This window comes from Treponema sp. Marseille-Q4132 (genome assembly GCF_014334835.1).
Taxonomy (GTDB): Bacteria; Spirochaetota; Spirochaetia; order Treponematales; family Treponemataceae; genus Treponema_D; species Treponema_D paredis.
In genome coordinates this window covers 2,523,853-2,550,618 of record NZ_CP060591.1, presented here as the reverse complement: position 1 = coordinate 2,550,618, position 26,766 = coordinate 2,523,853, and the positions used below count along the sequence as shown (strand labels likewise).

The 26,766-nt window shown below is 51.0% G+C and carries 19 protein-coding genes and 2 pseudogenes; 5 read left to right on the top strand and 16 right to left on the bottom strand.

Annotation, left to right across the window (positions count from 1 at the left end; genetic code table 11):
• Positions 1-116 precede the first annotated feature (116 nt).
• The 5 genes and pseudogenes from H9I35_RS11560 to H9I35_RS11540 form a co-directional block, all read right to left on the bottom strand.
• Entirely contained in the window at positions 117-1,451 is a 1,335-nt protein-coding gene (locus tag H9I35_RS11560) for a DUF1566 domain-containing protein (RefSeq protein WP_252722667.1), read from the bottom strand.
• A 374-nt stretch (positions 1,452-1,825) separates the two neighbouring features.
• On the bottom strand, positions 1,826-2,536 hold the full coding sequence (locus tag H9I35_RS11555) for a DNA-binding domain-containing protein (RefSeq protein WP_187419504.1): 711 nt from the start codon (positions 2,534-2,536) through the stop codon (positions 1,826-1,828).
• 318 nt (positions 2,537-2,854) lie between these two features.
• Positions 2,855-3,064, bottom strand: a complete 210-nt coding sequence (locus H9I35_RS11550; protein WP_252722666.1) for a hypothetical protein — start codon at positions 3,062-3,064, stop codon at positions 2,855-2,857.
• 6 nt (positions 3,065-3,070) lie between these two features.
• Positions 3,071-3,343 (bottom strand): annotated as a pseudogene (locus tag H9I35_RS11545) (hypothetical protein); the annotation flags it as partial.
• 147 nt (positions 3,344-3,490) lie between these two features.
• A pseudogene (locus H9I35_RS11540) lies at positions 3,491-4,128 on the bottom strand (Rpn family recombination-promoting nuclease/putative transposase); the annotation flags it as partial.
• Between the two features lie 540 nt (positions 4,129-4,668).
• Between H9I35_RS11540 and H9I35_RS11535 the strand changes: the two are divergent.
• Entirely contained in the window at positions 4,669-5,301 is a 633-nt protein-coding gene (locus H9I35_RS11535; RefSeq protein WP_187419503.1) for an adenylate kinase, read from the top strand.
• A gap of 88 nt (positions 5,302-5,389) precedes the next feature.
• Complete coding sequence (locus tag H9I35_RS11530; RefSeq protein WP_187419502.1) at positions 5,390-6,532, top strand: glycerate kinase family protein; 1,143 nt, start codon at positions 5,390-5,392, stop codon at positions 6,530-6,532.
• Between the two features lie 375 nt (positions 6,533-6,907).
• Here the strand turns inward: H9I35_RS11530 and H9I35_RS11525 are convergent, their stop codons facing one another.
• On the bottom strand, positions 6,908-7,861 hold the full coding sequence (locus tag H9I35_RS11525; protein ID WP_187419501.1) for an L-lactate dehydrogenase: 954 nt from the start codon (positions 7,859-7,861) through the stop codon (positions 6,908-6,910).
• Between the two features lie 152 nt (positions 7,862-8,013).
• On the opposite strand from H9I35_RS11525, the gene murJ reads away from it, so the two are divergent.
• Positions 8,014-9,621, top strand: coding sequence for a murein biosynthesis integral membrane protein MurJ (murJ, locus tag H9I35_RS11520; protein ID WP_187419500.1), 1,608 nt, complete (start codon positions 8,014-8,016; stop codon positions 9,619-9,621).
• A 67-nt stretch (positions 9,622-9,688) separates the two neighbouring features.
• Here the strand turns inward: murJ and H9I35_RS11515 are convergent, their stop codons facing one another.
• From H9I35_RS11515 to H9I35_RS11495, 5 genes are all read right to left on the bottom strand, one after another.
• Positions 9,689-11,188, bottom strand: coding sequence for a carbon starvation CstA family protein (locus H9I35_RS11515; RefSeq protein WP_187419499.1), 1,500 nt, complete (start codon positions 11,186-11,188; stop codon positions 9,689-9,691).
• A 526-nt stretch (positions 11,189-11,714) separates the two neighbouring features.
• Positions 11,715-12,083: a metal-dependent transcriptional regulator gene (locus tag H9I35_RS11510; protein WP_016521520.1), complete on the bottom strand. Its 369-nt coding sequence runs from the start codon at positions 12,081-12,083 to the stop codon at positions 11,715-11,717.
• A 114-nt stretch (positions 12,084-12,197) separates the two neighbouring features.
• Complete coding sequence (gene ilvB, locus H9I35_RS11505) at positions 12,198-13,907, bottom strand: biosynthetic-type acetolactate synthase large subunit (protein WP_187419498.1); 1,710 nt, start codon at positions 13,905-13,907, stop codon at positions 12,198-12,200.
• A gap of 15 nt (positions 13,908-13,922) precedes the next feature.
• On the bottom strand, positions 13,923-15,602 hold the full coding sequence (ilvD, locus tag H9I35_RS11500; protein ID WP_187419497.1) for a dihydroxy-acid dehydratase: 1,680 nt from the start codon (positions 15,600-15,602) through the stop codon (positions 13,923-13,925).
• 218 nt (positions 15,603-15,820) lie between these two features.
• A complete protein-coding gene (locus H9I35_RS11495; RefSeq protein WP_187419496.1) occupies positions 15,821-16,753 on the bottom strand; it encodes a hypothetical protein in 933 nt (310 codons plus the stop codon).
• Between the two features lie 245 nt (positions 16,754-16,998).
• On the opposite strand from H9I35_RS11495, the gene H9I35_RS11490 reads away from it, so the two are divergent.
• The gene (locus H9I35_RS11490) at positions 16,999-18,198 is read left to right on the top strand and encodes an integrase catalytic domain-containing protein (RefSeq protein ID WP_187418950.1); all 1,200 of its coding nucleotides are present in this window, start codon (positions 16,999-17,001) and stop codon (positions 18,196-18,198) included.
• A 49-nt stretch (positions 18,199-18,247) separates the two neighbouring features.
• Here H9I35_RS11490 and H9I35_RS11485 read toward each other — a convergent pair whose 3' ends face one another.
• The 3 genes from H9I35_RS11485 to cimA all read right to left on the bottom strand — a co-directional run bounded on the left by H9I35_RS11485 (position 18,248) and on the right by cimA (position 22,688).
• A complete protein-coding gene (locus tag H9I35_RS11485; protein ID WP_187419495.1) occupies positions 18,248-19,036 on the bottom strand; it encodes a leucine-rich repeat domain-containing protein in 789 nt (262 codons plus the stop codon).
• A gap of 899 nt (positions 19,037-19,935) precedes the next feature.
• Positions 19,936-21,021, bottom strand: coding sequence for a 3-isopropylmalate dehydrogenase (gene leuB, locus H9I35_RS11480; RefSeq protein ID WP_187419494.1), 1,086 nt, complete (start codon positions 21,019-21,021; stop codon positions 19,936-19,938).
• A gap of 62 nt (positions 21,022-21,083) precedes the next feature.
• Positions 21,084-22,688, bottom strand: a complete 1,605-nt coding sequence (gene cimA, locus H9I35_RS11475; protein WP_187419493.1) for a citramalate synthase — start codon at positions 22,686-22,688, stop codon at positions 21,084-21,086.
• Between the two features lie 85 nt (positions 22,689-22,773).
• Here cimA and thiI point away from each other — a divergent pair, with 85 nt between their 5' ends.
• Positions 22,774-23,922 carry a tRNA uracil 4-sulfurtransferase ThiI gene (gene thiI / locus H9I35_RS11470; protein ID WP_252722665.1) on the top strand — a complete coding sequence of 383 codons (1,149 nt, stop codon included), beginning with the start codon at positions 22,774-22,776 and terminating at the stop codon, positions 23,920-23,922.
• 10 nt (positions 23,923-23,932) lie between these two features.
• Here thiI and H9I35_RS11465 read toward each other — a convergent pair whose 3' ends face one another.
• Both H9I35_RS11465 and H9I35_RS11460 read right to left on the bottom strand, forming a co-directional pair.
• Positions 23,933-25,066 (bottom strand): MGDG synthase family glycosyltransferase, encoded by a 1,134-nt coding sequence (locus H9I35_RS11465; protein WP_187419492.1) that lies wholly within the window; start codon positions 25,064-25,066, stop codon positions 23,933-23,935.
• A gap of 10 nt (positions 25,067-25,076) precedes the next feature.
• Positions 25,077-26,738 (bottom strand): hypothetical protein, encoded by a 1,662-nt coding sequence (locus H9I35_RS11460; RefSeq protein WP_187419491.1) that lies wholly within the window; start codon positions 26,736-26,738, stop codon positions 25,077-25,079.
• Positions 26,739-26,766: the final 28 nt, after the last annotated feature.

The window sequence follows — 26,766 nt, the reverse complement described above, 5'->3', positions numbered from 1 at the left end:
TCCTTAAAGCAATACCGCTGCGCACTCACGCGGTATGTCGCCCCGTGTTCGAAGCGGCACACCGCACATAAGCGCACTGCAGATCGAACCGTTCGAGTTCGTTCGCTCCGCTCACGTTAAAAGCCGGCTACACAACACACATTGAAATAGTAGCTCTTGTTGCCGTAGTTGTTGAAAAGGTCGCCGCTGTCGAAATACACAAACCACGCATTGTCATTGTCGCTGGAACGCTGCGACGACGACCAGATGAAACTCGTTCCGAGATTTGCGTCCGCATAGGCACCGTCAAGCCCGTTGATTTTCGAAAGACTTGCGTTTATCGCCTCGCGGTTTTTGTACACCCGGCAGAGCTCTGCTATGCTCGGCATATACCATGCAGGCCGGGCAGAGCCGAGCTTGGACGCATACGCCGTGTTGTACGTATTCACCCAATTGAAAGCGGGGTAGTTCACCGCGGCATTCGCCGTACCTTCGGGGTCTACGGAACATATATAGTCCCAGTTGTCGCTTCCGTCCTCATCTCCCGTAAAAGTCGCCGTAGCGGCCGCTCCGCTCCCCGTTACGCTCGGCGTGCAGACGATCCCTTCGAATTTCGTGGTATAGCCCGTCGTACCTTCTTTTGCCCACTGCAAATCACTGCTCCTGTGCAGCGCGACGCCGATCGCAACTCCGTATGGGTTCGTTCCGCAGACGACCGCGACGGGCGGGTTACTCGTAGTCAGTGTAAAACTGTCTTTATCGACGAGCGTATTGTCGGCAAGGACAATCTTTCCGGGCGTCCAGAGGCTGTAGTCTTTTACGGAAAGAGTACCCGTTTTGCTTGCGCTTTTACAGTGTACCGTAACGGGATCCTCTCCCGCCGTAGAGGGGCAGCTTACTTCCGCGGTCGCTTTTACATCGCTTATAACGTTGAAATTCGAAAAGGACGCGCCCGTACCGCTGAAAGAAGCTGCGCTTATGCCGGGAGCGGTAAAGTTTTTCCCGACGATCGTTACCGGAAGTTTATTGCCCGCATAGCTTATGCCCGCACGGGGGATCGCAATGCTTGTAATGGCGGGGTCGTCATAAAGGTGCAGCGTTGCGGTTTTTGCTTCTTTTTTGCCGTCAAAATAAACCGTAACCGTAAAGACGCCTCTTTCGGACGGAAGCGGGACGGAAGCGGTGAACTCCGATGCGGTCCCGGCGCCCGGAGCGACCGTTACCGTGCTCGCGCTTACTTCCTGTCCGGCAGAGTCCCACAGTTTTATCTTCGTTTCGCCTCTGATATCGAAATTCGCACCCTTTACCGTTACTGAAACGTTCGACGCCGAGCCGAATTTGATCTGCGCCGGCAAAAGGATGATTTCTTCTACCGTTGCCGTTGCCGGCGTTTCGGCATTTTGCTGACAGCCTGCAAGCAAAAATACTGCGGTAAGCGCCGCAGCCGTAAACGATTTGATTTTGTGTATCATAATTCCTCCCATAAAAACTTTTGCAGGTACTTGCAGCGAAGCTTCAAGCAAGTTGCAACTTCCGAAAAAGTTTTTAGTCGTGCGCAAAAGCGCACACGTTCAATAATCGAGTTTGCGAAACTATACTGTATCGTATTCATTCGATTTTCATCAAAACAATACGTATACATAGCTTCCGCAAACATCCGCGCAAACTCGAGATAAAAAGCGACGGCGATATTTCAGACGGCGCTTTTTATCGTACCTCCTAAACCTGTTTGAATTCATGCCTCCCTTATGCGGTATGAGGGTAATACCGCATAGGGTAAGACATCCCTACCGCATAAGGGAGCGCAGTCCTACCCTATGCGGTATTGCAGTCCTCCCTTTTTCGCTCAGGCCGTAACCGTAAGCGGTTTTGCAAAACGCCCGACTTTCATCGTTTTAAGCGATTTATTGTTGTCGAGCATTTTCGTGCGTATCTCTATATACCGTATCCCCGCATCGAGCGAGGGCGGTATCAGCGCCGTAAGGCGGGCGGGCTTGTTTTCGGCGATAACCGCAGCGCGGACGGCAGTTCCCGTTTCCGGCACGAAAAAGATGCCTTGCGTTTCATCTTTCGCGTCGAATTTCAGGCGGCTCCCCGTTATCTGCACGATGCCGCCCTTCGTCAGCACCGTATTTACCGTGTCGGAAACCACGTCCTTCACTTCGGTGATGTACGGATCGGTGCTTGCAATCTGCGTTTTTTCGCACTTCACTTCCTGCACGGCGTCCCGAAGGAGGGTTCCCGCCGTGAGGTTCAGGTTCACCGCGTGACGCTTTTTGTCGAAAACGTCGTTCGCTCCGTCGAATACGCCCGAAATGCTCATACTCGTGTTGAAAAGCGGCGTATTGAGAGCAGATCCGTTCGCGACGATGAGGGCGCACACTTCCCCGTACACTTGCAGCACCGCCGCAGCATCCGCTCGGGTTACCGACGAACCTTTTTCCATCATCAAGCTGATGATTTCGTCAAGCGTGTACGATCTCACATCCGCTGTCTGCGCCATATACTTATCAGGCGCCGGCGTCAGCAGGTTTTCGCGCAATGCATACTTCAGCATAGAATCCTCCTCTTTTCGGAAAAAAGAGCGATCCCTTCAAAACGGGGGTGCGCCGCTTTGAAGCCGACAATAAACGAAACGGATACGGCGCACGAAAGATGCCTTTCGTACGCCGCATTGAGTGAGACGATCGTATGTTTTCGATTTTAAAGAGAGTTCGCCCGAAGCCGTGAAGCCGTGAAGCCGTGAATTTTGCGCGGGGTGCGTATGCGTGTCAAGTACGTCGTACGACTTATACGCTGCAAATACGTTTTTCATCGCCTACAGTATATGCCGTATGTGTGCAAAAGTAAAGGGATTAATAATATGAAACCGGAGCTACAGCTTTTCGATTTCAGACAGGGGAAGACCGGTTATTTGCATAATAAAATCAAGTTTGCAATGTGACTGCTTCATCAGTCTCGCCGTTTCAAGCGCTTTTTGATATGAGCCTTTCACTTCGCCTTCTTTCAATGCGATTTCCCGTTCTTCTTCCCGCTGCACGGCAATATCGACGTCATAATCGTATTCGGCTATGAGCATGTTCATTCCTGCTCATTCTGAAAGATTTTCAACTTCTTCAGCAGAAAGGCCAGTCATTTGCATAATAAAATCAAGTTTACAATGTGACTGCTTCATCAGTCTCGCCGTTTCAAGCGCTTTTTGATATGCGCCTTTCGAAATGCCGTTCGCTTCACCCTGCGCAATGCCCAATGAAAAACCTTTCGCTTCGCCTTGTGCAATGCCTTCTTTCAATGCGATTCCCCGTTCTTCTTCCCGCTGCACGGCTATATCGACGTCGTAATCGTATTCGGCTATGAGCATGTTCATTCCTCGCAAAAAACTTTTGCAGGAAGTTGCAACTTCCGAAAAAGTTTTTTCTGTGTGCAAGAGCGCACACGTTCAATAGTCGAGTTTGCGTTGCAAACTCGAGATAACAAGCAGAGGCGCAATTTCGGCCGATGCTTGTTATCGTACCTCCCGACTTTTTCTCTGTAAATACTCCCGCAGGATGTCGTTTTGTATGCACTCTTTGATCGCGTTCTTAAAGCCGTTTTCACTGTCGAGCTTCGTATGCTTGCGTACGGCTTCGATAAACAGCGTGTACTCCGCAAGCGGTTTACATGTATGCAATATCTTACTGCCTTTATTATAATTGATATTCGTCACGCTGACAACGAGTTCGAGTACAGGTTTTTCGGACATCGTCATAAAAGCATCGGAAAGACGGAGAGTCGTGCTTTCAGGGTAATCTTCTTCTCCGTTATAGAACACATAAAACTCGGGCGTAGGGATTTTTTTCAAGTACTTGAGATAGCGGTCGCGCGGGTTTTGGATTTGCTCGTACAGGCGGGCGACGTATTGCAGACAACGAAGCAGCATGTTTAGATTTATCGTCGATTGATGTTCGACTAAAACGATGATTCTATCATCAACGAGGTGAGCGACATCGTTATAAAACGTCATGTACATCACTTGCTCCAAGCGCAGCCGCTTGAGTTCCGTCCGTGCAGCGCGTTATACAGAGCCAAAAAGTTTTCTTTTGCACTTTTATCTTCGCCGAAAAAATCGACAAAGACCGAATCCTTATACCGGCGATTATGCTTTGCCATAAAACCTCCGGGATAACCGCACCGGAAATGGGTTCTTAGAAAAGAAGCGCATACTTACATAAAAAAGGCGGAACGCGAGGCAGCGGAACTGCCGCCAGGAGTGCAGCCGATTTTTTACGTTATACGCTATTTTTTAGGAATACAATTTCCGGTACGGTTATCCTGATAATACTTCAGTAATATAAATCGCTGAGATATTGTGATTTCGGAGTTTTTTCGAAAAATTTTCTGCGGTGGCAAACCGTACGGAGGACGGGGCGTTGCGGGGTGTCCCCGCAGGAAGGGGCAGCGCGCAACGGAGTGCGCGCGAGGGGAAGGCTTTCCCCCTTAAACTCTATATTTATAGATAACGATTTCGAAAGCCGGATCGGATTATCGGATATGCCGATAAAATTGAAGCGAACAGGAATCCTCAGGAACCTGCGAGAAAGAGCGAGACTGCCGCAGCCGGTGCGGAACACGCCCATGCCCTAGACGTATTTTACACGAGCGGTTAAAATACATCATCATCGAAACGTATAAACAAACACAGAGGTAAGTATGAATTTCATCTTTTTAGGGCCTCCGGGAGCGGGTAAAGGCTCTCTCGCCGTCAAAGTCGCACAGGAGTACAAAATCCCGCACATTTCGACGGGCGATATTTTCCGCGCGGCGATAAAAAATCAAACGGAACTCGGAAAAAAAGTCAAAAACATCATCGACTCGGGCGGCTTGGTGAGCGACGACATCACGTGCGCGCTCGTAAAAGAACGGCTCGAAGCGGACGATACGAAAGACGGTTTTATCCTCGACGGATTTCCGCGCACCCTCGCGCAAGCCGAAGCGTTTACGAAAATCTGCGGCGACGTAAGGGTCGTCAATTTCGTTATCAAAGATGAAGAAGTCATCAAGCGCCTTTCGACGAGGCGTGTCTGCAAAAAATGCGGAACGAACTTCAACGTGCTCACACTGCCGCCGAAAAAAGAAGGCGTTTGCGACAACTGCGGCGGCGAACTTTACCAGAGGGACGACGACAAGCAGGAATCGATTTTGCACCGCATGGACGTGTACCGCGAACAGACCGAACCGCTTATCGATTTTTACCGTACGAGGGGAAAGCTTACCGATATAGACGGTGCAATTCAAACCCCTCAATTATTAAACGAGTTCGGAAAAATCTTTCCGAAAAAATGATATCCGCTGCGGCGCACGGCATCGTATGCAGCGGTGCGCGCTGTAAATTGTACGTAAAAACGGACAGCGGACTTAAGGAGGCGATGCAGTGAAAAAAATCGTACTGATCCCCGATTCATTTAAAGGCACGATGAGTTCGGCAGAAATATGCGGCATCATGGAAAAAGCGATAAAAAAATTTTATCCCGAAACGAACGTCATAAGCATTCCCGTTGCAGACGGAGGAGAAGGCAGCGTAGACGCGTTTCTCACCTCAGTCGGCGGAAAGAAAATCACCGTATCCGCGGACGATCCCTACTTTAACAAAATGGACGCGTTTTACGGAAAGCTTTCCGACGGAAAAACGGGCGTCATCGAAATGGCTGCCTGCGCGGGGCTTCCCCTCGTCGAAGACAGGCGCGATCCCGAAAAGACGACGACGTTCGGAGTGGGCGCTCTCGTTCTTCGCGCGATCGAAGACGGCTGCACGAAACTCATCATGGGACTCGGAGGAAGCGCGACGAACGACGGAGGCTGCGGAGCGGCTGCGGCATGCGGCGTAAAGTTCATCGATAAAACCGGAAAAGAATTCATCCCGACGGGCGGCACGCTCTGCGACATCGAACACATCGACTCGTCTGGTTTGCATCCCTCGCTCAAGGGCATCGAAATCGTCACGATGTGCGACATAGACAATCCGCTCTACGGAGAGACGGGAGCCGCATACGTATTCGGACCGCAAAAGGGCGCCGACGAAAAAGCGGTAAAGAGGCTCGATTCGGGACTCCGCCGCCTCGCCGAAGTCGTCGAACGGGATCTGCACAAAGACGCTTCTCTCATGCCGGGCGCGGGAGCTGCAGGCGGCATGGGCTACGGCATGAACGTCTTTTTCGATTCAAAGCTGCAGATGGGCATCGAAACGGTGCTCGATACGGTGAGATTCGACGAACTCGTCAAAGACGCGGACTGCGTTTTTTCGGGCGAGGGAAAAATCGACACGCAGAGCCTTCGCGGAAAAGTCGTCATCGGCATCGCGCGCCGCACGAAAAAAGCGGGAGTACCGCTCATCGCAGTCGTCGGCGATATCGGAGACGACATCGAAGAAGCGTACGACACGGGCGTATCGGCAGTCTTCAGCATAAACCGCGTCGCAGTCGACTACAGCCGCGCAAAACCGCGCGCCAAAAACGATCTCAAACTCACGGTCGAAAACATCATGCGCTTTATCGAATGCATAAAAGCGCGAGCCTGAAAGCCGTCAGTCAACAAGCGGAGCATCAAATTTCCGCACAAATAAGCGTTAAAATATCTTTCGGAGCGGTCGGTCGGAAGAGCCGGCTGCTCCGAGTTCGCTCGCGCTCATGGGGCTGTCCAAAAACTGAAGTTTTTGGACAGCTTCCTTGATTTTATATGCGACGTTTAAAATCAAGTCATTATAATACAAAGACTTGATTTTAAACTCGACGGGCTGTCGAAAAAGTAACCGACTTTTGAGACAGCCCCGCATTCGCGGCAAAGGCCGCGAACTGCCGCTCTCCGCATCCGGGCTAAACGTATTTTAAAAACACCGCCGCATTTAAAGAGCGGATGCCTTTAAAAAAGTCTGCCGGATTTCAGAGTTTTTCTATTACAGACACACCGATTCGTCGATGACGTTTTTGAGCGTCTTCGCCGAATGCAAAAGCGCTTCCCTTTCTTTTTCGTCGAGTTCGAGCGGCACCTGCGTTTCCACTCCGTCCTTTCCGACGACAGCGGGCATACTCAACGCAACACCTTCGATCCCGAAAGCACCGTGCTGTATCGTCGATACCGGCAAAATCGATTTTTCGTCGCGGCTGATCGCCTGACAGATGCGCCTGACCGCCATCGCCACGCCGTAATACGTCGCTTTCTTTTTATCGATGATTTTGTACGCGCTGTTTTTAACTTCTTCGGCGATCCTGCGCATGGAAGCTTCGTGTTCGTGAAAACCGCGCATATCGCAAAAGCGGTTGAGCTTGATACCCGAAACGTTCGCGCAGCTCCACGCGGCGATTTCGCTGTCCCCGTGTTCGCCGATGATAAAGGCGTGAACGCTTCTGCTGTCGACACTCAAGTGTTCGCCCAAAAGATATTTCAGCCGCGCCGTATCGAGAACGGTACCCGAACCGAACACTCGATTTTCCGGCAAACCCGAAAGCTTTGCCGCCGTATACGTTAAAATATCGACGGGATTTGCGACGATGAGCAGTACGCCCTGAAAATCCCGCTTTGCGATTTCCGGAATAATCGACTTGAAAATCCCGACGTTCTTTTTTACGAGATCGAGCCGCGTCTCTCCGGGTTTTTGCCCCGCGCCCGCCGTCACGACGACGATCGACGCATCGCGTATATCGTCGTATGAGCCCGCATATATTTTCATCGGACCGGCAAAGGGAAGCCCGTGGCTTATATCGAGCGCTTCACCTTCGGCTTTATTTTGATCCGCATCGATTAAAACCATTTCCGAATACAGACCGCTTTCCATCAATGCGAACGCCGACGATGCGCCGACAAATCCGCATCCGATAACACCTATTTTTCTCGCGTTGACGACACTCATAGTTCTGCTCCTTACAGCTTCGATTTCGATCGTATATCGATCATACGCATATAATAAATATAGCAAAAAAATCGCCGTCCGTGTACTGAAAGCGTTACCGGGACAAGCGCGGCACATTGCACAAGCGGCGCTTCTTGCGCTATGCTTAGCGAATGACGGAAACAAAATCGCATTCACTCGTACGGTCGGGCATCCGCCTTTCGATCGTCACGCTTTTATCGCGCATACTCGGCCTCGTGCGCGAAATGACCAAAGCGGCTTTTCTCGGAACCGGAGCCATAGCGGACGCATTCGGTATCGCATTTCAACTGCCGAATCTCTTTCGAAGGCTCTTCGCGGAAAACAGCGTTTCCGTCGCCTTCATCCCGACTTTCCGCGCATACGTCGAAGACATTTCGTCGGATGCCGACAGAAAAAAAACGCAGGATTTTATCTCATCGACGCTTACCCTCGTCACTTTTTTGACGGGAGCCGTCACCGCTTTGGGTATCGCCTTTACGCCCGCGATCATTAAAGTATTTTACGGCAGTACCGATGCGGCGACAATGCCGGAAGCGGTGCTTCTCACGCGTATCATGTTTCCCTATCTCGCCGTCGTTTCCGTCGCCGCCCTCTTTCAGGGAATCTTAAACGGCGTCGGCATTTTCACTCCGTCGGGCTTCGCTCCCGTTTTGTTCAACGCAGTCGTCATTGCTCTCACGTACATACTCGCCCCGTATACGGCGAATCCCGCGCGCGCTATGGCGGCAGGCGTCATCGCAGGCGGCGTTTCGCAAATGCTCTTTCAGCTGCCCTTCGTACTGCGCACGAAGTGGCGCGTTTCGTTCGCGTCGCTTAAAAGCGCGTTTACAAATCCCGGCACGAGACGCGTCATGCTCCTCGTCCTTCCGACCGTCGTCGGTATGGCCGCATACCAGATAAACGACGTCGTATCGAGTACGCTCGCAAAGCGCGCGGGCATCGGCATCTACGCGAGTCTGCAATATTCGCTTCGGCTACAGGAATTGATTTTAGGCATATTCGCCGTATCGATCGGTTCGGTTATTTTGCCGGACATGTCGGCGCTTGCGCAAAAAAAACGCTGGGACGATTTTACGGCGCTGCTCATCCGCGCGGTAAAAATCATCACGCTGATAGCGCTTCCGGTTACGTTTTATTCGCTTATCTGCGGAAAGGAAATCATTTCGCTCGTCTATAAAACGAAAAACTTTACCGACGAATCGGTAGCGATGACGCTTTCGGTATTCCGCTTTCACATGATCGGCCTCGTCTTTATCGCGCAAAACCGCGTTTTGTCTCCGTCGTTTTACGCGCAAAAAAATACCGTGCTTCCGACGCTTGCAGGCATTTTCAACTTCGCCGTCAATATCGCACTCGCGTCTCTTTTCGTCGGACGTATGAAGGGAGCGGGCATCGCGCTCGCCCTTTCGATCGCAAGCTTTGCGAATACCGTTTTTTTATGCGCGGTTCTTCCGCGCCTGCGCTCCGTCGATACAAAAAAGATTATTAAATCGTCGGTACTGTATGAATTGAAAATAATAATTTTTTCACTCGCCGCCTCTCTTCCCGTCTATATCGTACGGCCCTACCTCGTATCTTTTTTTGCAGGACACGGCCGCATCGTTTCGGACGGAAGCGTCGTCGCCATTTCCGCGCTCATTTTCGCGGCCGTCGGCGTCGCCCTCCTTTTTTTCACGAGGGATGAAATCGCAAAAGCCTGTGCGGAAAAACTGTTCAAAAAGAGCCTCTCTTCACGGTAGTATAAAAAAACCGCCCGACGCCATCGCTGACGTTCGGGCGGCTTTTACGCATCATGCGCCGTATGATTTATTTGCGTCCGATAATCGTTTTGTTTTGCAGTTCGAGGCTGCGTTTCGGATTCAAATAAATTCTGAACATAAACACAAAGAGGAAAACGACCGCGAAGGCGATACCGACCGCATAGGAAATCGTAATACCCTGCTGTCCGAGCCGCACGAGGTTAAAACACTCGGGTGCGTAACACAGATACGTGATCGACACGGCGGACATAAAGGTTGCGGGAACCACAGCGAGCCAGCAGCGGTTTCTGTTCGGGTAATTCGTCGCAAGGTAAGCCGCTCCCGCCCACAATACGATCATCGCAAGCGTTTGGTTCGACCATGAAAAATACCGCCAGACGACGCCGTACTTGATCCACGAAATACCGTAACCGATCAAAAGCAGCGGAATCGCAATCGAAAGGCGAATTTTGAGATCTTTTTCGTCGAGCTTAAACCAGTCGAAGATAACCATACGCGCGCTTCGGAATGCCGTATCACCGGACGTGATGGGACAAGCGATAACACCGATAAGCGCAATCGCCCCTCCGACTTTTCCGAGAAGACCCGTGCAGATTGCGTATACCGATTTCGGGTTTCCGCCGCCCATTTCAAGCATCGATTTCAAGCCTGTGCCGGCACCGTCTTTATTCCAGAAAAACGCGATCGCAGCGGATGCCCAAATCATCGCGATGATGCCTTCAGCGACCATTGCGCCGTAAAATACTCTGCGTCCCTCTTTTTCGTTCCGTATCGTGCGGGAAACGATCGGCGACTGCGTTGCGTGGAAACCGGATATGGCGCCGCACGCGACGGTGATGAACATAAGCGGCCAAATCGGTTTTTGCGTTGCCGCAGGATACAGGTTTTGAAGCGTAATATCCATCATCGGGCGGACGCCGTGGTTCATGATCGTCGCAACCGAAACGCCGAGCGCCATGAGGATGAGGAAGATACCGAAAATCGGATAAAAACGACCGATGACTTTATCGACCGGAAGCAGCGTCGCAAGGAAATAGTAGACGAGGATGATCACCGTCCACACTTTTACATTGAGCCATTCGGGCGTCAAAAGCGCAAGCAAGCCCGCCGGACCCACCATAAAGACGACGCCGACCATGACGAGCAAAACGACGCTGAATACGCGCATGACGGTCATCATAACGGGACCCAAATATTTACCCGTGATTTCCGAAATACTCGCGCCGTCGTTCCGCACCGACAGCATACCCGAAAGATAATCGTGTACCGCACCGGCCAAAATCGTACCGCCGACGATCCAAAGGTAGACGCTCGGTCCCCACAAAGCGCCCGAAATCGCGCCGAAAATCGGTCCGAGACCGGCGATATTCAAAAGCTGAATAAGGAACGCGCGCGGCGTCGAAATCGGAACATAGTCGATACCGTCAGGATTTGCCATGGCGGGCGTCACCCGATTCGCATCGGGCTGGAACACTTTTTCGACGATCGTTCCGTACACAAAATACCCTGCTATAAGCAGACCGATACATAAAAAGAAAGAAACCATAGATCCTCCCTAAAAACCTTCGAAAAAACTTGCGGCAAAGCTTTAAGCAAAGCGCAATCCCGAAAATTTTTAGCCGTGCGCGTAGGTCACAACGAAAAGTTCCACTCCGCCTCTTCGAGCGAGCGCACACTTTTAATAATAAATAATTAATACGATTTTACGCACAGATCGCAATATGCACTTTACGCAAAATCGAGATAAAGCGGCAGATTGTGCCGATCTTTACCGTCCGACAACCGCCATACAAATCGCAAGTGCAATACATCACTTGTTTAGAACAGTATACACCTACTTATATAATTTGTAAAATAAAATATGAAAAACAAGGGGAGAAAAAAGAGGAAAACTCGTTGTAGGATCGATAAGGAAAATACGGACGACGCGGATCGGCCAACCCGCCCTTTGCGGCTCGCTCACGCTCGGCGTCCTCGCTCCGCTGCGGTCGCTGCCTTTAGCCCCGCGCCGGGCGGGCGTAGGCTAAAGGTGCCGCTTGTCAGATTGATCGGAAGATTATTCTCGCGGCATCCTACTTATTCTTTTTTTTCATCCAATTTTCGATGCCCGCAACGATATCCGCATCGATATCGTGCTCGACGCGGCATGCGTTTTCTTCCGCCTGTTCTTTGGAAACACCGGTGATCTTCACAAAAAAATCGGTGAGCAGGCGATGACGGGAATATATATTTGTCGCTTTTTCGAGACCCTTTTTCGTAAATTCGAGTTCCGTGCCTTCGCTGTCTTCGAGATAGCCGTCACGCTTCAATATGCCGACCGCCCTGCTCACGCTCGGTTTGGAAACGCCGAGCTTTTTTGCGACATCGACCGAGTGAACCGTACCTTTGGATTCTTTGACTCTGAGGATCGCTTCAAGATAATCTTCGCCGGACTCGTACATATATGCCTCCGTTTCCGTCACTATACGGCACATTTAGTATACCGCATATATCGATTAATTGCCATCTTTAAAATGCCGTATTTTAAAAAGCATCGTCCGAACGGGTACGGCGTGTTACAGATTGATATCCATCATAATGCGGTCGACGGATTTTCCCGGCGGAATCATCGGAAGCACCATTTCATCTTTGTCGATCGCAGCGTCGATCACTGCAGGCTTTCCGGAAGCGAGGGCAGCATCGAAAGCTTTTTTGAATTCCGCTTCGCTCGTAACGCGGACGCCCGCCACGCCGTAGGCATCGGCGAGCTTTACGAAGTCGGGTGCAAAATCGAGCGTCGTCGCGCTGTAGCGCTTTTCGTAAAAAAGCGTCTGCCACTGGCGGACGTTTCCGAGCGCGCCGTTATTGAAAATGATAATGATGATCGGAAGACCGTAGTGGCTTATCGTCGCAAGTTCGTTGCAGTTCATGCGAAACGAACCGTCGCCTGCAAAGTGAACGACTTTTTTATCGGGGTTCGCAAGCTGTGCGCCGATCGCCGCACCCGTGCCGAATCCCATCGTTCCCAATCCTCCCGACGTAAGAAAGGTGCGCGGTTTTTCAAAATGATAAAAAAGCGCCGTCCACATTTGATGCTGCCCGACTTCCGTCGTGACGATCGTATCGGAAGGAACCTTGCCGTTGACATATTCGAAAATCGATTTCGGAAAAAGCTTTCCGCTTTGTTTCCAACTCGGAGGAACTTCGGCTTTCCATTCGGTTATCTTCTCGTTCCATTCGGACGCTTTTCTCTTTTCGACGAGGGGCAAAAGGCGCGAAAGGGCATCCTTTATATTGCCGACCAGAGAATCGTGGACTGCGATATTTTTGTTCACTTCGGCGGGATCCACGTCGATCTGCACGATCTTCGCCTTTCCCGCAAATCTCTTGGGATCGCCTATGACACGGTCGCTGAAACGCGTGCCTATCGCAAGCAAAAGGTCGCACTTATCGACAGCCGTGTTCGACGCTTTCGTTCCGTGCATACCGATCATGCCGGTCGAAAGCGCGTGAGTATTCGGAAAAGCGGACTTTCCCATAAGACTCATCGAAACGGGGATCTGCGCTTTTTCAGCGAGCGCTTTGAGTTCTTCGCACGCATCCGATATGACGACTCCTCCGCCCGCGTAAATAAGGGGCCGCTCCGACACATTGATGAGCGAAGCGAGTTTGTTAATTTTTTCATCCGAGACATTGCATACTTTCATAATGCGGTGCAGACTCGCTTTGCGCTTGGAAAACTGCGCATCGGGAGAAGCATCTGCGGGAACGTAATCGCACGAAGATGCCGTCACGTCTTTCGGAATATCGATGAGTACGGGACCGGGGCGCCCCGTCTTTGCGATAAAAAACGCTTCGCGTATCGTGTCGGCAAGCTTTCCGACATCGCGCACGATAAAATTGTGCTTTGTGACGGGCATCGTCACGCCTGCAATATCGATTTCCTGAAAACTGTCTTTGCCGAGCAGGGGCGCTATAACGTTGCACGTGATCGCAACGATGGGAACGGAGTCCATGTACGCCGTCGCAATTCCCGTAACGAGGTTCGTCGCGCCCGGACCGCTTGTCGCCATAACGACGCCGACTTTGCCGGTCGAACGCGCATAGCCGTCAGCGGCGTGAGAAGCTCCCTGTTCGTGAGCGGTGAGGATGTGGCGGAGACGTTTTTCATTTTTATACAGTTCGTCGTAGATATTGAGGATCGCCCCTCCGGGGTAGCCGAAAACGATATCGACCCCCTGTTCGATAAGACATTCCACAACGATTTGCGCACCGGTATATTTCATCGATTATCCTCCGCGTCACTGTAAAATCGCGCCTTTATCTGCGGACGACACGAGCTTTGCATAGCGGACAAGATAACCTTCCGTCGCTTTCGGAGAAGGCGCCTGCCACGCCGCTTTCCGCTTTTGAAGCTCTTCGTCGCTCACTTCGAGCTTGATCGTATACGCGTTTATGTCGAACGTTATCTTATCGCCTTCGTGCACGAGCGCTATGGGACCTCCGACGGCCGCTTCGGGTGAACAGTGGCCGAAAGATGCGCCGCGCGTTGCACCGCTGAAGCGTCCGTCGGTGATGAGCGCGACATCTTTGTCGAGATCCTGCCCCGCAAGAGCTGCCGTAACGGCGAGCATTTCGCGCATACCGGGTCCGCCTTTCGGTCCCTCGTAACGGATGACGACTACATCTCCCGGTTTGATCTCTCGCTTTTGCACCGCCGCCATCGCGTCCTTTTCGTCGTCGAATACGCGGGCAGACCCCGTGTGCTTCATCAATTCTTTCGCACAAGCGCTCCGCTTTACGACCGTACCGTCGGGCGCGAGATTGCCGAACAAAACCGCAATGCCGCCGTTGGGCGAAAAAGGATTTTCGATCGGCCGAATAACCGAATGATTTCTGTTGACGGCTCTCTTAATATTTTCAGCGATCGTATTTCCGGTAACCGTAATCAAATCGGTTTTTATCAATTGTTTTTTTGCAAGTTCCGCGAGTACCGCTTCAACGCCGCCGGCGTCGTCGAGTTCGTTCATAAACGTGTGCCCTGCCGGAGCGAGGTGACAGAGGTTGGGAGTTACTTCGCTTATTTCGTTTATCATGTGCAGATCGATTGCGACGCCCGCTTCGTGCGCGATCGCCGGAACGTGGAGTACCGTATTGCTCGAACAGCCGAGCGCCATATCCGCCGTAAGCGCGTTTCGGAACGAATCGGCCGTCATCATGGAGCGTGCGGTGATCCCCCTGTCAAACATTTCCATAACCTGCATGCCCGCTTTTTTTGCCAGGGCTATGCGCCGGCCGGTCACTGCGGGGATCGTCCCGTTTCCGGGAAGCCCGAGACCGAGCACTTCGGTAAGACAGTTCATGCTGTTCGCCGTAAACATACCCGAGCATGCACCGCAGCCGGGACAGGCGCGCTCTTCGAGCTCTTTAAGCTGCGCCTCGTCGATTTTACCCGCAGCGACGGCACCGACGGCTTCAAACATATCGCTTAAACTCAAGCCCCTTGCCGCGTACGGGTTCGAAGAATTCGCAACGTGGCCGGGCATCATGGGACCGCCTGAAACGATGACGGTCGGAAGATTGAGACGAGCTGCCGCCATGAGCATGCCGGGAACGACTTTATCGCAATTCGGAATAAGCACGAGCGCGTCGAACCGGTGCGCTTTTGCGACGCATTCGATCGAATCGGCTATAAGCTCGCGCGTTACGAGGGAGTATTTCATCCCCTCGTGCCCCATCGCGATACCGTCGCATACGCCGATCGCCGGAAATTCCATCGGAGTACCGCCGGCCATACGGACGCCCGCTTTTACCGCTTCGGCGATGCGGTCGAGTTCGAAGTGTCCCGGAATGATTTCGTTTTTCGCACAGCATACGCCGACGAACGGACGGCCGAGCTCTTCGTCCGTATAGCCCATCGCATAAAACAACGAACGATGCGGCGCACGTTCCATACCTTTTTTCGCATTATCGCTTTTCATTTGTGCCATTATAAACCTCTGTCGGCCGAAATCAAAATACCCCGCCGCAAGAATAAAATATGAATATATCCTAATCCATCGAGGCGATGCTAGTCAAGAGATTTTAAATAAATATTTAAGAAATGCAGTAGAGTTAATTTACGGCAAAACAAGTATAGGGCTGCATACGGCTTCACCTATTGCAATTTTCACACGTATAAAAAGATTTTAATCGAAACTTAAGCCGAATAATTATCCTGCAGCATCATCTTAATAAGTTTCGTTTCCGGATTGCCCGCACGAGCGTTCGCCTGTCCTATCTGATCGCGTTCAAGGCTGATCCCTGCAAGAGACGCAAAATGTTTGGCATCTCGGGAAATGAGCGACATTTTCGAAGCGCTGCACGCGTACACCGTATTGCGCTCGGTGATAAAATCCGTAAACAGGTGGGCAAACTCATCGTCGCCGAACGGAAGACCGTAATACATAAAAATCTTCGAATAGTTGTGAATCGCCGCAATCCGGCGCGAGCAGTTTTCAAGAGCTTTCGAAAAGTGTCCGCTTCCGGATGAATCGAGCACGAGCCCTTCGGCAAACACGTAAAGACCGTCGTTCCAATCGCTTTTTCCGTCCGCATTCGAAAGATCGATACATTCGTATTTTTTCGCCGCATCGGCAATACGATTTAAAATCGAATCGGCGGAAACCGAATATTCGTGTTCCTGCGCGCTTGCGGGAGCGGTTATATCGGCCGGCGTATTTTGCCGGAGAATATCGCTTTCAGCGACGAGCAGATTGAGTTCATCCTGAGAAATAGGCTTAAATCCGTCGTCCTTCGTCTCCTTATTTTCCAATTTGATTTCGGAAGCCTTTTTGAAAATTTCATCGACACTTGCTTGATCGATATTCGCCATTGTGTTTTTCTCCATTACATCGTTCGGTTCGATATTATTAAATTTATGAATTTCAATTTCATCCGGCACGTTTTCCAATATTTCGCTATGAGCGTTTTCTACGGTACCCGAATTATCGGATTTTTTCAAAAATTTTGCAACCGCCCCTTCCGTATCCGAAATGCCCGTATATTCGGCTACCCTCTCGTTTTTTGTTTTTTTATCGGAATTCCGCGTACGGCTTTTTTCAAGCGTTTCCGCATCTGCCGGCTCTTTCATATCCGGAACATTCGAAAAACTTTCGTCTTTTTTCTCCGGAAGCTCTCCGTTTTTTTCAAAAGTGCAAGGGTCATCTTCAATTCCGCATACCGCGCAAGAGAAAGCGTTTTCAGTATAATTATTAATTTCATTATTTTCAATCCCCCGCATTGCATCACGTTAAATCTAACCGAAAAAAAAGCCGTTCCTCACGTAAAAATCTAACCCAAATCTGAGTCACAATAGAAGCCCGAAGGAAGGGCACCATGGGGTTAGATATGAAAACGAAAAAGAAATTGACCGAAGAAACGGCAAAACGCTACTGTACGGCAAACAAGAAGCGCAAGACGAAAATCATCGACGAGTTCACCGCAACCACCGGCTACAACCGAAAATACGCCATCCACATCCTCAAAAACAGCGCACGCATAAAAATAACACACTTCAACAACGTCGAAAGAAAGAGTGTACAGATCATCAAAAAGCCTCGTAAAAAGCGGCACTATGAAAAATACTACGGTCAAGATGTGCAGCGTGAAGTTATTCGACTGTGGCTATTTTCGATGTACCTGTGTGCAAAACGGCTCGTACCCTTTATCCGCGACAATATCGATTACCTTGCCCTCAAGTTCGGCTATACTGAACAACTGAAAACAAAACTTGCTCACATATCAAGCGCAACGGTCTCAAGGATACTCAAGCCGGAAATCCCCAAGCATTCCATCCGCGGTATTGCAACGACACGACCGGCAAAGAATCTCAATAAACTCATTCCGATCCGCACCTTCTTCGATTGGGACGAACGAAAACCGGGCTTTTTCGAAGCCGATACGGTCGCTCATTGCGGTACAACTACGGAAGGACAGTATATTTGTACCCTGACACTCACCGACGTTCATTCAGGATGGACGGAAAATCGTGCGCTTTTGAATAAAGCTCATCGGTGGGTCAAAGAAGCGACAGAGGACGTGAAAATACACTTACCCTTTGCTATGAAAGGCATTGACAGCGATAACGGACGTGAGTTCAAAAATATACAGCTTTTGCAGTGGTGTGAACTAAATCATATTACGTTCACCCGAAGCCGGTCGTACAAAAAAAATGACAACTGTTTTGTTGAACAGAAAAACGACAGCGTGGTAAGGCGTATTGTCGGCTACTATCGATTTGAGGGAGAAGCTGCCTGTGTTGTCTTAGCAGAACTGTATGAAAGTTATAATAAGCTCGTTAATTTCTTTTTTCCCTCGATGAAGATTATTGCAAAGCAACGAATAGACGCAAAGGTCATAAAGAAATATGATGCGGCTAAGACTCCCTACCGAAGGCTTATGGAAAGTAAGGAGGTAAGCAAGGCGGTAAAAGCTGAGCTTTTCAGGAGAAAGAACAGATTGGATTTACAACAGCTGCTTGACAAGACACAACTCTTGCAGCGTAAGCTTATCGCTATGGCGGTGCAACGGTCATAGCTACGGTTAGATTTTTACTTGAGGAACCGAAATCGTTTCGGTTAGATTTTTACGTGAGGAAATACGTCCCCCGCTTTCCCGCTTCTGCCGATAAATTCCGCACATCGATATCGGCTTCCGCCGTGCGCAAACTTTCTTCATATCGGTCGATTTCGGGCGCCCCGTCGTCTTTTCGCTCGTCGGCACCCGAATCGGCTTTCGCCGATTTTATCAATTTCGCGGCAGCCTTTTCAAAATCGCAGGGACGAAGCACGGCGATGGCATCCTTACGGCGATAGAGACAGCCGTCCCTCTCATCGACATAAAAAACATCGTTATCTTCCGAAATACGGATATGACGGAGCGACGAACAGCCGGCAAAAGCTCCCGCTTCGAGCGTTTTGAGCGAAGAAGGCAAAACGAGCGCGGCAAGTTTCGTACAGTCGGCAGCGGCTCCGCTTTTAATCCGCTCGACGGTATCGGGCACGATAAGCGATGTAAGCGACGTACAATATGAAAAAACATCTTCCGAAAGTTCCGTGAGGCCGGCGCGGAAGGGAATCGATTTTAACGACGAACAGCCGGAAAAAGCCGCACGTCCGATCGAATCGATTTCGGGCGGCATAATAATTTTTTCAAGAGAAGAGCATCCTTCAAAAAGCCGGTCGGGAATAGAACGGAGAGAAGCGGAAAGCTTTATTCTTTTGAGCGAAGCGCAGCCGGAAAAAAGAGAAGCGGGTATGACCCTAACGGAATCGGGAATATCGACAGCTTCAATAGACGCTGCAGGAATAAATGAAACAACTGCAGTACGGTCATCAGAAAGCAACAGCCCGCTTCTTTCAGTACCACCTCTCATACCGACAGTATAATAATATTAGCAAAACCGAACAAGAGCTCGCAAATCCGAGCAGTGCGGAGGAATTCTCTAGCGTCTCAATAAAAGAAAAACGGCTCGGCCGTTTTTCGCCTCACGACTTCATCGAGCGATTCCGAGCAGTGCGGAGGAATCTGCGAGCGTCTCAATAAAAGAAAAACGCGCCAAGCGTTTTTCGCCTCACGACTTATTCAAACAAATCCGAGCAATGCGCAACTTGCAACGAGCGCGCTAGCGCGAAGTTCCCCGCGCAGGATTTGCGAGCGTCTCCTATCACACAGCGCGCCGTAAACGTCGCACTGTGTGTCCTCATAAGGAATCGCAGTCGGCTTTCATATCTTTTATTGCATCTGAAAGGATATGAAAGCCTCCGCACGGATAAAAGAAAAACGGCTCGGCCGTTTTTCAACTCCCGACTTCATCGAGCGATTCCGAGCAGTGGCCGTTCGCGGCTTTCCAAAAACTTCAGTTTTTGGAAAGTTTCCTTGATTTACTATGCGATGTTTAAAATTAAGTCTCTGCGATATAAAGACTTAATCTTAAACTCGTAGGCTGTCGAAAAAGTAACCGACTTTTGAGACAGCCCGCTCACTACCGTATTTTTACTTCGTAAAAATACGCAGCCGTTTTGCGAATGTACGACACGGCATCCGTGCCGCGCATTGGAAGCGGAGCGCGAAGTTCCCCGCGCAGGATCGCGAATGTTTCGGATTATCTATTGCGATTGACGTGCGGTTTCACCGCGTTAGGCGCCGGAGCAACGCGAAGCGGCCACTGGAGCGAGCTGTGCGAGTGAAGCGGCTGGAGCGAATGCGGAATTGCGGAGGCGCCGGCGGGCAAAGCCCGCAACGCCCGTCTATCTCTCTCTAACCGCGCGCGTTCTATCCCGCAATGCGCCGGGCTACGAGTTCGCCCATCTTTTTCGTGCCGGCAAGTTTTCCCGCAGCCTTTACCGCCGCAATATCTCCCGCAATGTCTCCGGTGCGCCAGCCTTCGTCGAGCACGCTTTCGACGGCAGTCTCGATCGCACGCGCTTCGGTTTCCGCGTGAAAGCTGTAGCGCAAAAGCATCGCTGCGGACAAAATCGTCGCAAGCGGATTCGCCGCATCTTTACCCGCGATATCGGGCGCGGATCCGTGGATCGGTTCGTAGAGTCCCGGTCCGCTTCCGTCGCCGAGAGACGCGGATGCGAGCATGCCGATGGAGCCGGTGATTTGGCTCGCTTCATCGCTTAAAATATCGCCGAACATATTGCTTGTCGCGATGACGTCGAACTGTTTCGGGTTTCGCACGAGCTGCATCGCCGCGTTGTCGATATACATATAGCCGAGCGAAACATCGGGATAATCGCCTTTGACGCTTTCCGTAACTTTGCGCCACAGCCGGCTCGTGTTGAGGATATTCGCTTTGTCGACGACCGTGAGTACTTTCCGCCGCTTTTGCGCCGCTTCAAAGCCGAGCCGCACGATGCGCTCTATTTCATGCCACGAATACGTTTCCGTATCCCATGCGCTCTTTCCGTCCTCCGAAGTGCCCCGCTCGCCGAAATAGATGCCGCCGGTCAATTCGCGCACGATGAGGATGTCGATGCCGTCGCCCGAATCTTTAAGCGGACAGGCTTCTTTCAACTGCTTGAACATGACGGCGGGACGGAGATTCGCGTACACTTTCATGCCGCCCCGTAAACCGAGGAGCGCTTTTTCCGGGCGCATTTCAGGGGCGACGTTGTCCCACTTCGGCCCGCCGACGGCTCCGAGCAGTACCGCATCGGATGCGAGGCAGATATCGAGCTGATCTTTCGGAAGCGGATTTTGCCGGCTGTCGATCGCAGCCCCTCCCGCAACGACATTTTTATATACAAACTCGTACCCGTATTTTTTTGCGACGGCGTCAAGCACGCGAAGGGCTTCCGCCACGACGTCCGGTCCGATCCCGTCGCCGGGAATAAGCGCAATCGTTTTTTTCATACAAACCTCACTTAGCGCGTGCAGTGCCGAATTTTATTAATTTTAAAAATCGGCATGCGCACTCAGATCATTTTTCGAAAATGTTTTTCGATATCTTTTATTAATTTATATTCGAACGAATCGACGAGGGCAAGCCAAGAGGCTTCCATGATATCCGCCGAAACGCCGACCGTCGTCCACGAATCGACCCCGTCGGTGCTTTCGATGAGGACTCTCACGCGCGCTGCGGTCGCTGACTTTCCGTCGATGACGCGGACTTTAAAATCGGTGAGCCGGATTTTTTTTACGGCGGGATAAAATTTTTCGAGCGCACGGCGGAGCGCGATATCGAGGGCGTTGACGGGGCCGTCGCCTTCGCCTGCACTCACCGCGATCTGTCCGTCGACTTCAACTTTTATCTGCGCGCACGCGTTGACTCCCTTTTCGGGTCTCGGATTGATACCGCTCGTCTGATAATAATGCAGCGTAAAAAACGGCTGGTATTTTCCGATCGTTTTGCGCACGAGCAGTTCGAAACTTCCGTCGGCTCCTTCAAACTGGTAGCCTTCGAATTCGAGCTCTTTCATTTTTTTAATAATTTCCAAAACGACGGGATCGTCTTTTTGAATCGCCGGATCGAATTTTTTGATCTTTTCGATGATCATGCTGCGACCGGCAACTTCGCTCATGAGGAACACGCGGGAGTTTCCGACGCTTTCGGGGGCGATGTGTTCATACGCATCGGGATTTTTGATAACCGCATCGATGTGCATGCCCGCTTTGTGCGCAAACGCGTTCGCGCCGACATAGGGCAGCTGGGGATTGAGGGCAATGTTCGCAATCTCCGCAACGCGGTGCGCGATCGGCGTAAGCGATTTCAGCTTTTCGTCCGGAAGACAGGTATAGCCCATCTTCAGCTGCAAGTCCGCGATGATGGTCGCAAGGTTCGCGTTTCCCGTGCGCTCCCCGAAACCGAGAAGCGTTCCCTGTACGTGGCGGGCTCCCGCATCGACCGCAACGAGTGAGTTCGCAACTGCGAGTCCCGAATCGTCGTGCGTGTGGATACCGATAAGGGCTTCGCGTCCGAAATGCGCGTACACATCGGCGACCGCTTTTTTACATTCGTCGATGAGACAGCCGCCCGTCGTTTCGCAAAGCGTGAGTACACCGGCTCCCCCTTCGATCGCCGCGGCGAGCGTTTTCAGCGCATAGTCTTTATCGTGTCTGTAACCGGTAAAAAAATGTTCGGCGTCGTAGATGACGCGGCGGTTGTTTTTCATTAAAAATGCACACGTATCGCGGATCATCGAAAGGTTTTCTTCGAGCGTCGTTTTAATAATATCGACGACGTGGAATGTCCACGACTTTCCGAATATGACGACGTCTTCCGTCTCCGCCACCAAAAGGCTTTGCACGTTTACGTCTTCCGCGCACGAAATATCTTTTCTGCGCGTCGCACCGAAAGCGCAGAGTTTCGCGTTTGCAAGCGGCGTTTTTTTTATCTCCTGAAAGAATTCCATGTCTTTCGGATTTGAGCCGGGATTCCCCGCTTCGATATACGCCACTCCGAGTTCATCGAGCGCGTGCACGATGTGAATTTTATCTTGAACCGAAAGACTGATCCCCTCGCCCTGCACGCCGTCGCGCAGCGTCGAGTCAAGGATATCGACCGTAGTGTTTGAACGCATATTGATAGTTATAATGGAAACGGCGGATAATGGGAAGTATGCCGCGCTCTTGCCCGACTCGACGCGATTATCTATACTGGCGCGTATGACGTATCTTGCAAAAGTCGGAGAACTTTCTCTCAAAGGTTCCAATATCGAAGAATTTAAAAACCGTCTCGCTTCAAATGCGCGGCGTCTTCTCAAAGGACGAAGCGCGAAAGTAAGCGGAGGTGCGGGAAGGCTCTATATCGACTGCGACGACGAAGAAGCATCGCGATTCGCGCTCGAACACCTCATCGGTATTACCGGCTGGGCGAAAACGGCGGTCGTCGAAAAAGACATCGATTCGATAAATCTTGCAGTCTACGAAGAAGCCGTGCGCGCCAAGGAAAAAGGCGCAAAATCGTTTAAAGTCGAAGCGCGGCGGCAGGACAAAGACTTTCCGCTCACTTCCTATGAAATCTGCTGCAAAGCGGCCGACCGCGCATCGCGCGAAGGCGTACTCGCAGTCGACGTGCACTCCCCCGACGTGAGGATCTATGTCGAAGTTCGCGACCGCTGCTTTGTCTTTTCCGATGCGGAAAAAGGCAGACGCGGTCTTCCCGTCGGATCGAGCGGCAAGGGTCTTCTCCTGCTTTCCGGCGGCATCGATTCACCCGTTGCGGGCTACCGCATGATGCGGCGCGGCATGAAAATCGACTGCGCGTATTTTCACTCGTATCCGTACACATCGGAAGAAGCGCAAAAAAAAGTTGAAAGTCTCGCCTCATCTCTCGCAAATTACGGACTCGATACGTATTTGAACATCGTTCCCTTTACCGACGTGCAGATGCGTATCAAAGAAAAAGCGCCGCAGGCATGGACGACGCTCATGCTCCGCGTGTGCATGATGAAAACGGCAAACCTCATCGCGGAGCGCACGCATGCGGACTGCATCGTCACCGGCGAAAGCCTCGGCCAGGTTGCAAGCCAAACGATCGCCAATTTAAACGTCACCGAGCACTTTGCCGCTCGCCCGCTTTTGCGTCCCCTTGTCGGACTCGACAAAGAAGAGATCACCGATACCGCAAAAGAAATCGGCACATACGAAACGTCGATTTTGCCCTACGAAGATTGCTGCGTACTCTTTTCGCCCAAGCATCCGGTTCTCCGCGCATCCGTCGAAGAAGCCGAAGCGATCTATGAGTCTCTCAACGCGGACGAATTGATAAAAGAAGCCTTCGAAAAACGGGAGATAAAACGCTTTTCCGTTTAAGCGCGCATTGCTATTTTTCGAGTAAAAGCGAAGCGACTTTTCCGGCGTCGGTGTCGAGATGCACGCTGTCGAAATTTTTTTTCATCTCCGCATCGAAATTTTCGTCTCCGAGCAGTTCGTTGATTTTCCGGTACACGTCGCGCGGTTTTCTGATATACCAGCCGACTTTATGATCGACTGCAAAGCGCATATTGCCGAGTTCCTGATTGTGAATGTATTTGATGATGACGACGGGCTTCCGGCACGAAATCACTTCCATGAGCGTCGCCGGTCCCGCTTTGATGACGGCGCAGTCGCATATTTTAATAAGTTCGTCGAGATAATCGATAAAGCCGAACACGTGAAGATCGAGCTTGGGATATGTACGCCGGAGAAGTTCGAGCGCATCTTTAAAAGCCCTGTCGCGGCCGCATACGACGGCGACCGCAAAAGGCGCGCGGTGCAGCACGCACTCTTTAATAATTTCGACCGCGCCGGGAAGCCCTTCTCCTCCTCCGACGAGCAATACGATTTTTTTATCGGACGTAAAACCGTACTTTGCTTTCATCGCTTCGATTTCGTCTTTTGACGGAAGCGGCACAAGATATTTTTCGTTCATCAAAAACGGAACGACGGTAACGTTTTGTTCGGGCACGCCGCAGACTTCGACGGCCTGCCGCTTCGCCTGTTCGGAAAAGACAAAATATTTTTGATCGTTTTCATAAAACCATGCGTTCGGCACCGTAAACGGATCGGTAACCATCACCGTAAAATTGATCTTGCGGGAGATTTGCCGGAGCGCCGATTTAACAAAGGGCGTGAGGGCAAAGTGAAACGATACGATATCGGTCGGCTGCTTTTCGCGGATGAGGCGGCGGATATAGCGCGTCGTGTGAAAGCGCAGCGGAAGCACGAACATCGTCTGACCCCAGCGGTGCTGCGCCATATCGTAGATGAGAGGAAAAGCGCCGTGAACGTAATTCGTCGCGTAATTATATCCCTTTTCGAACATAAAATGTCCGAAAAAATTATACTTATCGAAGCCGTTGAGCATTTCGATTTCAACGTCGGGATCTTTTTCTTTTAAAGCCGCGGCGAGCACCTTCGCTGCGGAAATGTGACCCGCACCGGTGTTGAGGTATAAAAAAAGAAATTTCCGTTTCATCGTATCTCCGTCAGTATGTCCATTTTATGCCGAGCGACAAAAATATATCGTATTCTTCGTGCAGCTGATTTTTCCAAGCGTTGCGAAGCGCATCGAAATTCGAAGCTGCCGTTGCATCGGGATACATCGGAGTATCCATACCCGCGTTCCCGATATACGTATACGAAAATATTCCGTGCAGTTCGAAAAGTCCCGCTTTGACGCGCGGAAAACGATATGAAACTTCCGCCCCTCCGCGCGCGGCATACATGATATGTTCCTGAGATAAAAGCGGCGTCGCCTTATGATACTGCGAATCGATGCTTCCGTCCGTCGAATGTTTACCTTTAGAAAATATTTCCTTCAATTCCTCGTTTGAATACGACTGATACACGTTCGCATGACGGGTAATGGAAGCGAATGTCGATACCGAAAAACGCTTTATCGGTTCGAGTTTTATCTTTAAGGAAAGCCTGTCGGAATTCGGCGGAAGGTTCTGCCCGATGCTCCTTCCCCAATTCGTATACGAATGATAATTGTACGATTCACCGTTCGTATCTTCGGAAGTATACATATACGGAGAGATGATCGTATAACTGAAAGTGAGCAGCTTGCACGGAGAATCTTTGGGTGCATAGGAAAGCCCCGTTTTCAATGCAAGGCGGTTATCGGAATTGAGATGAAAGCGCGCAAGCTGCGTTGTATCGAGACGGTCTATACTCACATCGGTAAGCCATGAAACGCCCGGAAAAAAATTATATTCGAACAGAAAACCCGCGATCACATTGTCACCGTATCCGTTTGCCAATGCGATGAGAGCCGAGGGAACGGGAATCAAATACGACGGATCGAATCGCTTTCCGTATACGACCGAATCATAATACGACAGACGTATTTTCCGGTTCGGGGAAAAACGCAGCGCATGAAACGAAATGAATTTGCCGTAGGGGCCGTTTTTTCCGAGCATATCCGATGCGCGAAGCGCGGCAAAATACTGTACGAAATCGAAGCGTTCCCCGTCATAGGAAAATGAAAATTCGGGCGCATGATATGCATACGGACTTAAAACATTACCGCCGTCGATATAATTCGTATAGCCGGTACGGTTATATCCCGCGCTGACGCCGATTTTTTCGTTCGCATATGAAACGACGGCATCAGCGCTGAAATCGATTCGAACCCGTCCCAGACTCACCGGATCGATAGCATTGTCATATGAAGGTATGCTCCACAGTTCGCGTACCGTATTATTTTCATCGCTTGAAAGCCCCGATGAAAGGCATGCGCGTCCGCCGGCACCGAATCCTTTTCCGAAAAGAACATCGGCTCCTCCCTCGAGGGAAAGCGAAAGAGAACCGTCGGCTCCGTTTTCTTTCGTCGTTCCGTTCCGCCTTACGATACCCGCACCTTCCGTTTCCGCCGATATGTGCCACGTTTTGCCGAACATCGACTCGTAATATTCTCGCGCTTCGGCCTCCTGTTCACGATCTCCTTTTTCCATAACCGTAAAAAGAAGACGGCGGACGGTATCGTGAGGATAGGGCTTAAGCTGCGGCAGTTCGGAAATGACGCCGCCGATATACCAGCGCAGTGCGGCTTCGTAAAAATCGTCTGTCGGATCAACGCTCGCCTGCGCCGAGGCTGCCGAAAAAAACAGCGCCGACAACAAAAATAACGCGAATAATTTTTTCATACGCTAGTTTTTTACTATACTCTATTCT

Bases quoted from the DNA above. Each gene is read 5' to 3' on its own strand.
- thiI (WP_252722665.1), top strand. From the start codon at position 22,774: ATGACGTATCTTGCAAAAGTCGGAGAACTTTCTCTCAAAGGTTCCAAT.
- H9I35_RS11515 (WP_187419499.1), bottom strand. From the start codon at position 11,188: ATGGTTTCTTTCTTTTTATGTATCGGTCTGCTTATAGCAGGGTATTTT.
- H9I35_RS11465 (WP_187419492.1), bottom strand. From the start codon at position 25,066: ATGAAACGGAAATTTCTTTTTTTATACCTCAACACCGGTGCGGGTCAC.
- H9I35_RS11490 (WP_187418950.1), top strand. From the start codon at position 16,999: ATGGGGTTAGATATGAAAACGAAAAAGAAATTGACCGAAGAAACGGCA.
- cimA (WP_187419493.1), bottom strand. From the start codon at position 22,688: ATGCGTTCAAACACTACGGTCGATATCCTTGACTCGACGCTGCGCGAC.
- ilvB (WP_187419498.1), bottom strand. From the start codon at position 13,907: ATGAAATATACCGGTGCGCAAATCGTTGTGGAATGTCTTATCGAACAG.
- H9I35_RS11485 (WP_187419495.1), bottom strand. From the start codon at position 19,036: ATGAGAGGTGGTACTGAAAGAAGCGGGCTGTTGCTTTCTGATGACCGT.
- H9I35_RS11525 (WP_187419501.1), bottom strand. From the start codon at position 7,861: ATGAGTGTCGTCAACGCGAGAAAAATAGGTGTTATCGGATGCGGATTT.
- H9I35_RS11460 (WP_187419491.1), bottom strand. From the start codon at position 26,738: ATGAAAAAATTATTCGCGTTATTTTTGTTGTCGGCGCTGTTTTTTTCG.
- H9I35_RS11510 (WP_016521520.1), bottom strand. From the start codon at position 12,083: ATGTACGAGTCCGGCGAAGATTATCTTGAAGCGATCCTCAGAGTCAAA.
- H9I35_RS11550 (WP_252722666.1), bottom strand. From the start codon at position 3,064: ATGAACATGCTCATAGCCGAATACGATTATGACGTCGATATTGCCGTG.
- H9I35_RS11495 (WP_187419496.1), bottom strand. From the start codon at position 16,753: ATGAAAGAGCCGGCAGATGCGGAAACGCTTGAAAAAAGCCGTACGCGG.
- H9I35_RS11555 (WP_187419504.1), bottom strand. From the start codon at position 2,536: ATGCTGAAGTATGCATTGCGCGAAAACCTGCTGACGCCGGCGCCTGAT.
- H9I35_RS11560 (WP_252722667.1), bottom strand. From the start codon at position 1,451: ATGATACACAAAATCAAATCGTTTACGGCTGCGGCGCTTACCGCAGTA.
- murJ (WP_187419500.1), top strand. From the start codon at position 8,014: ATGACGGAAACAAAATCGCATTCACTCGTACGGTCGGGCATCCGCCTT.
- H9I35_RS11535 (WP_187419503.1), top strand. From the start codon at position 4,669: ATGAATTTCATCTTTTTAGGGCCTCCGGGAGCGGGTAAAGGCTCTCTC.
- leuB (WP_187419494.1), bottom strand. From the start codon at position 21,021: ATGAAAAAAACGATTGCGCTTATTCCCGGCGACGGGATCGGACCGGAC.
- ilvD (WP_187419497.1), bottom strand. From the start codon at position 15,602: ATGAAAAGCGATAATGCGAAAAAAGGTATGGAACGTGCGCCGCATCGT.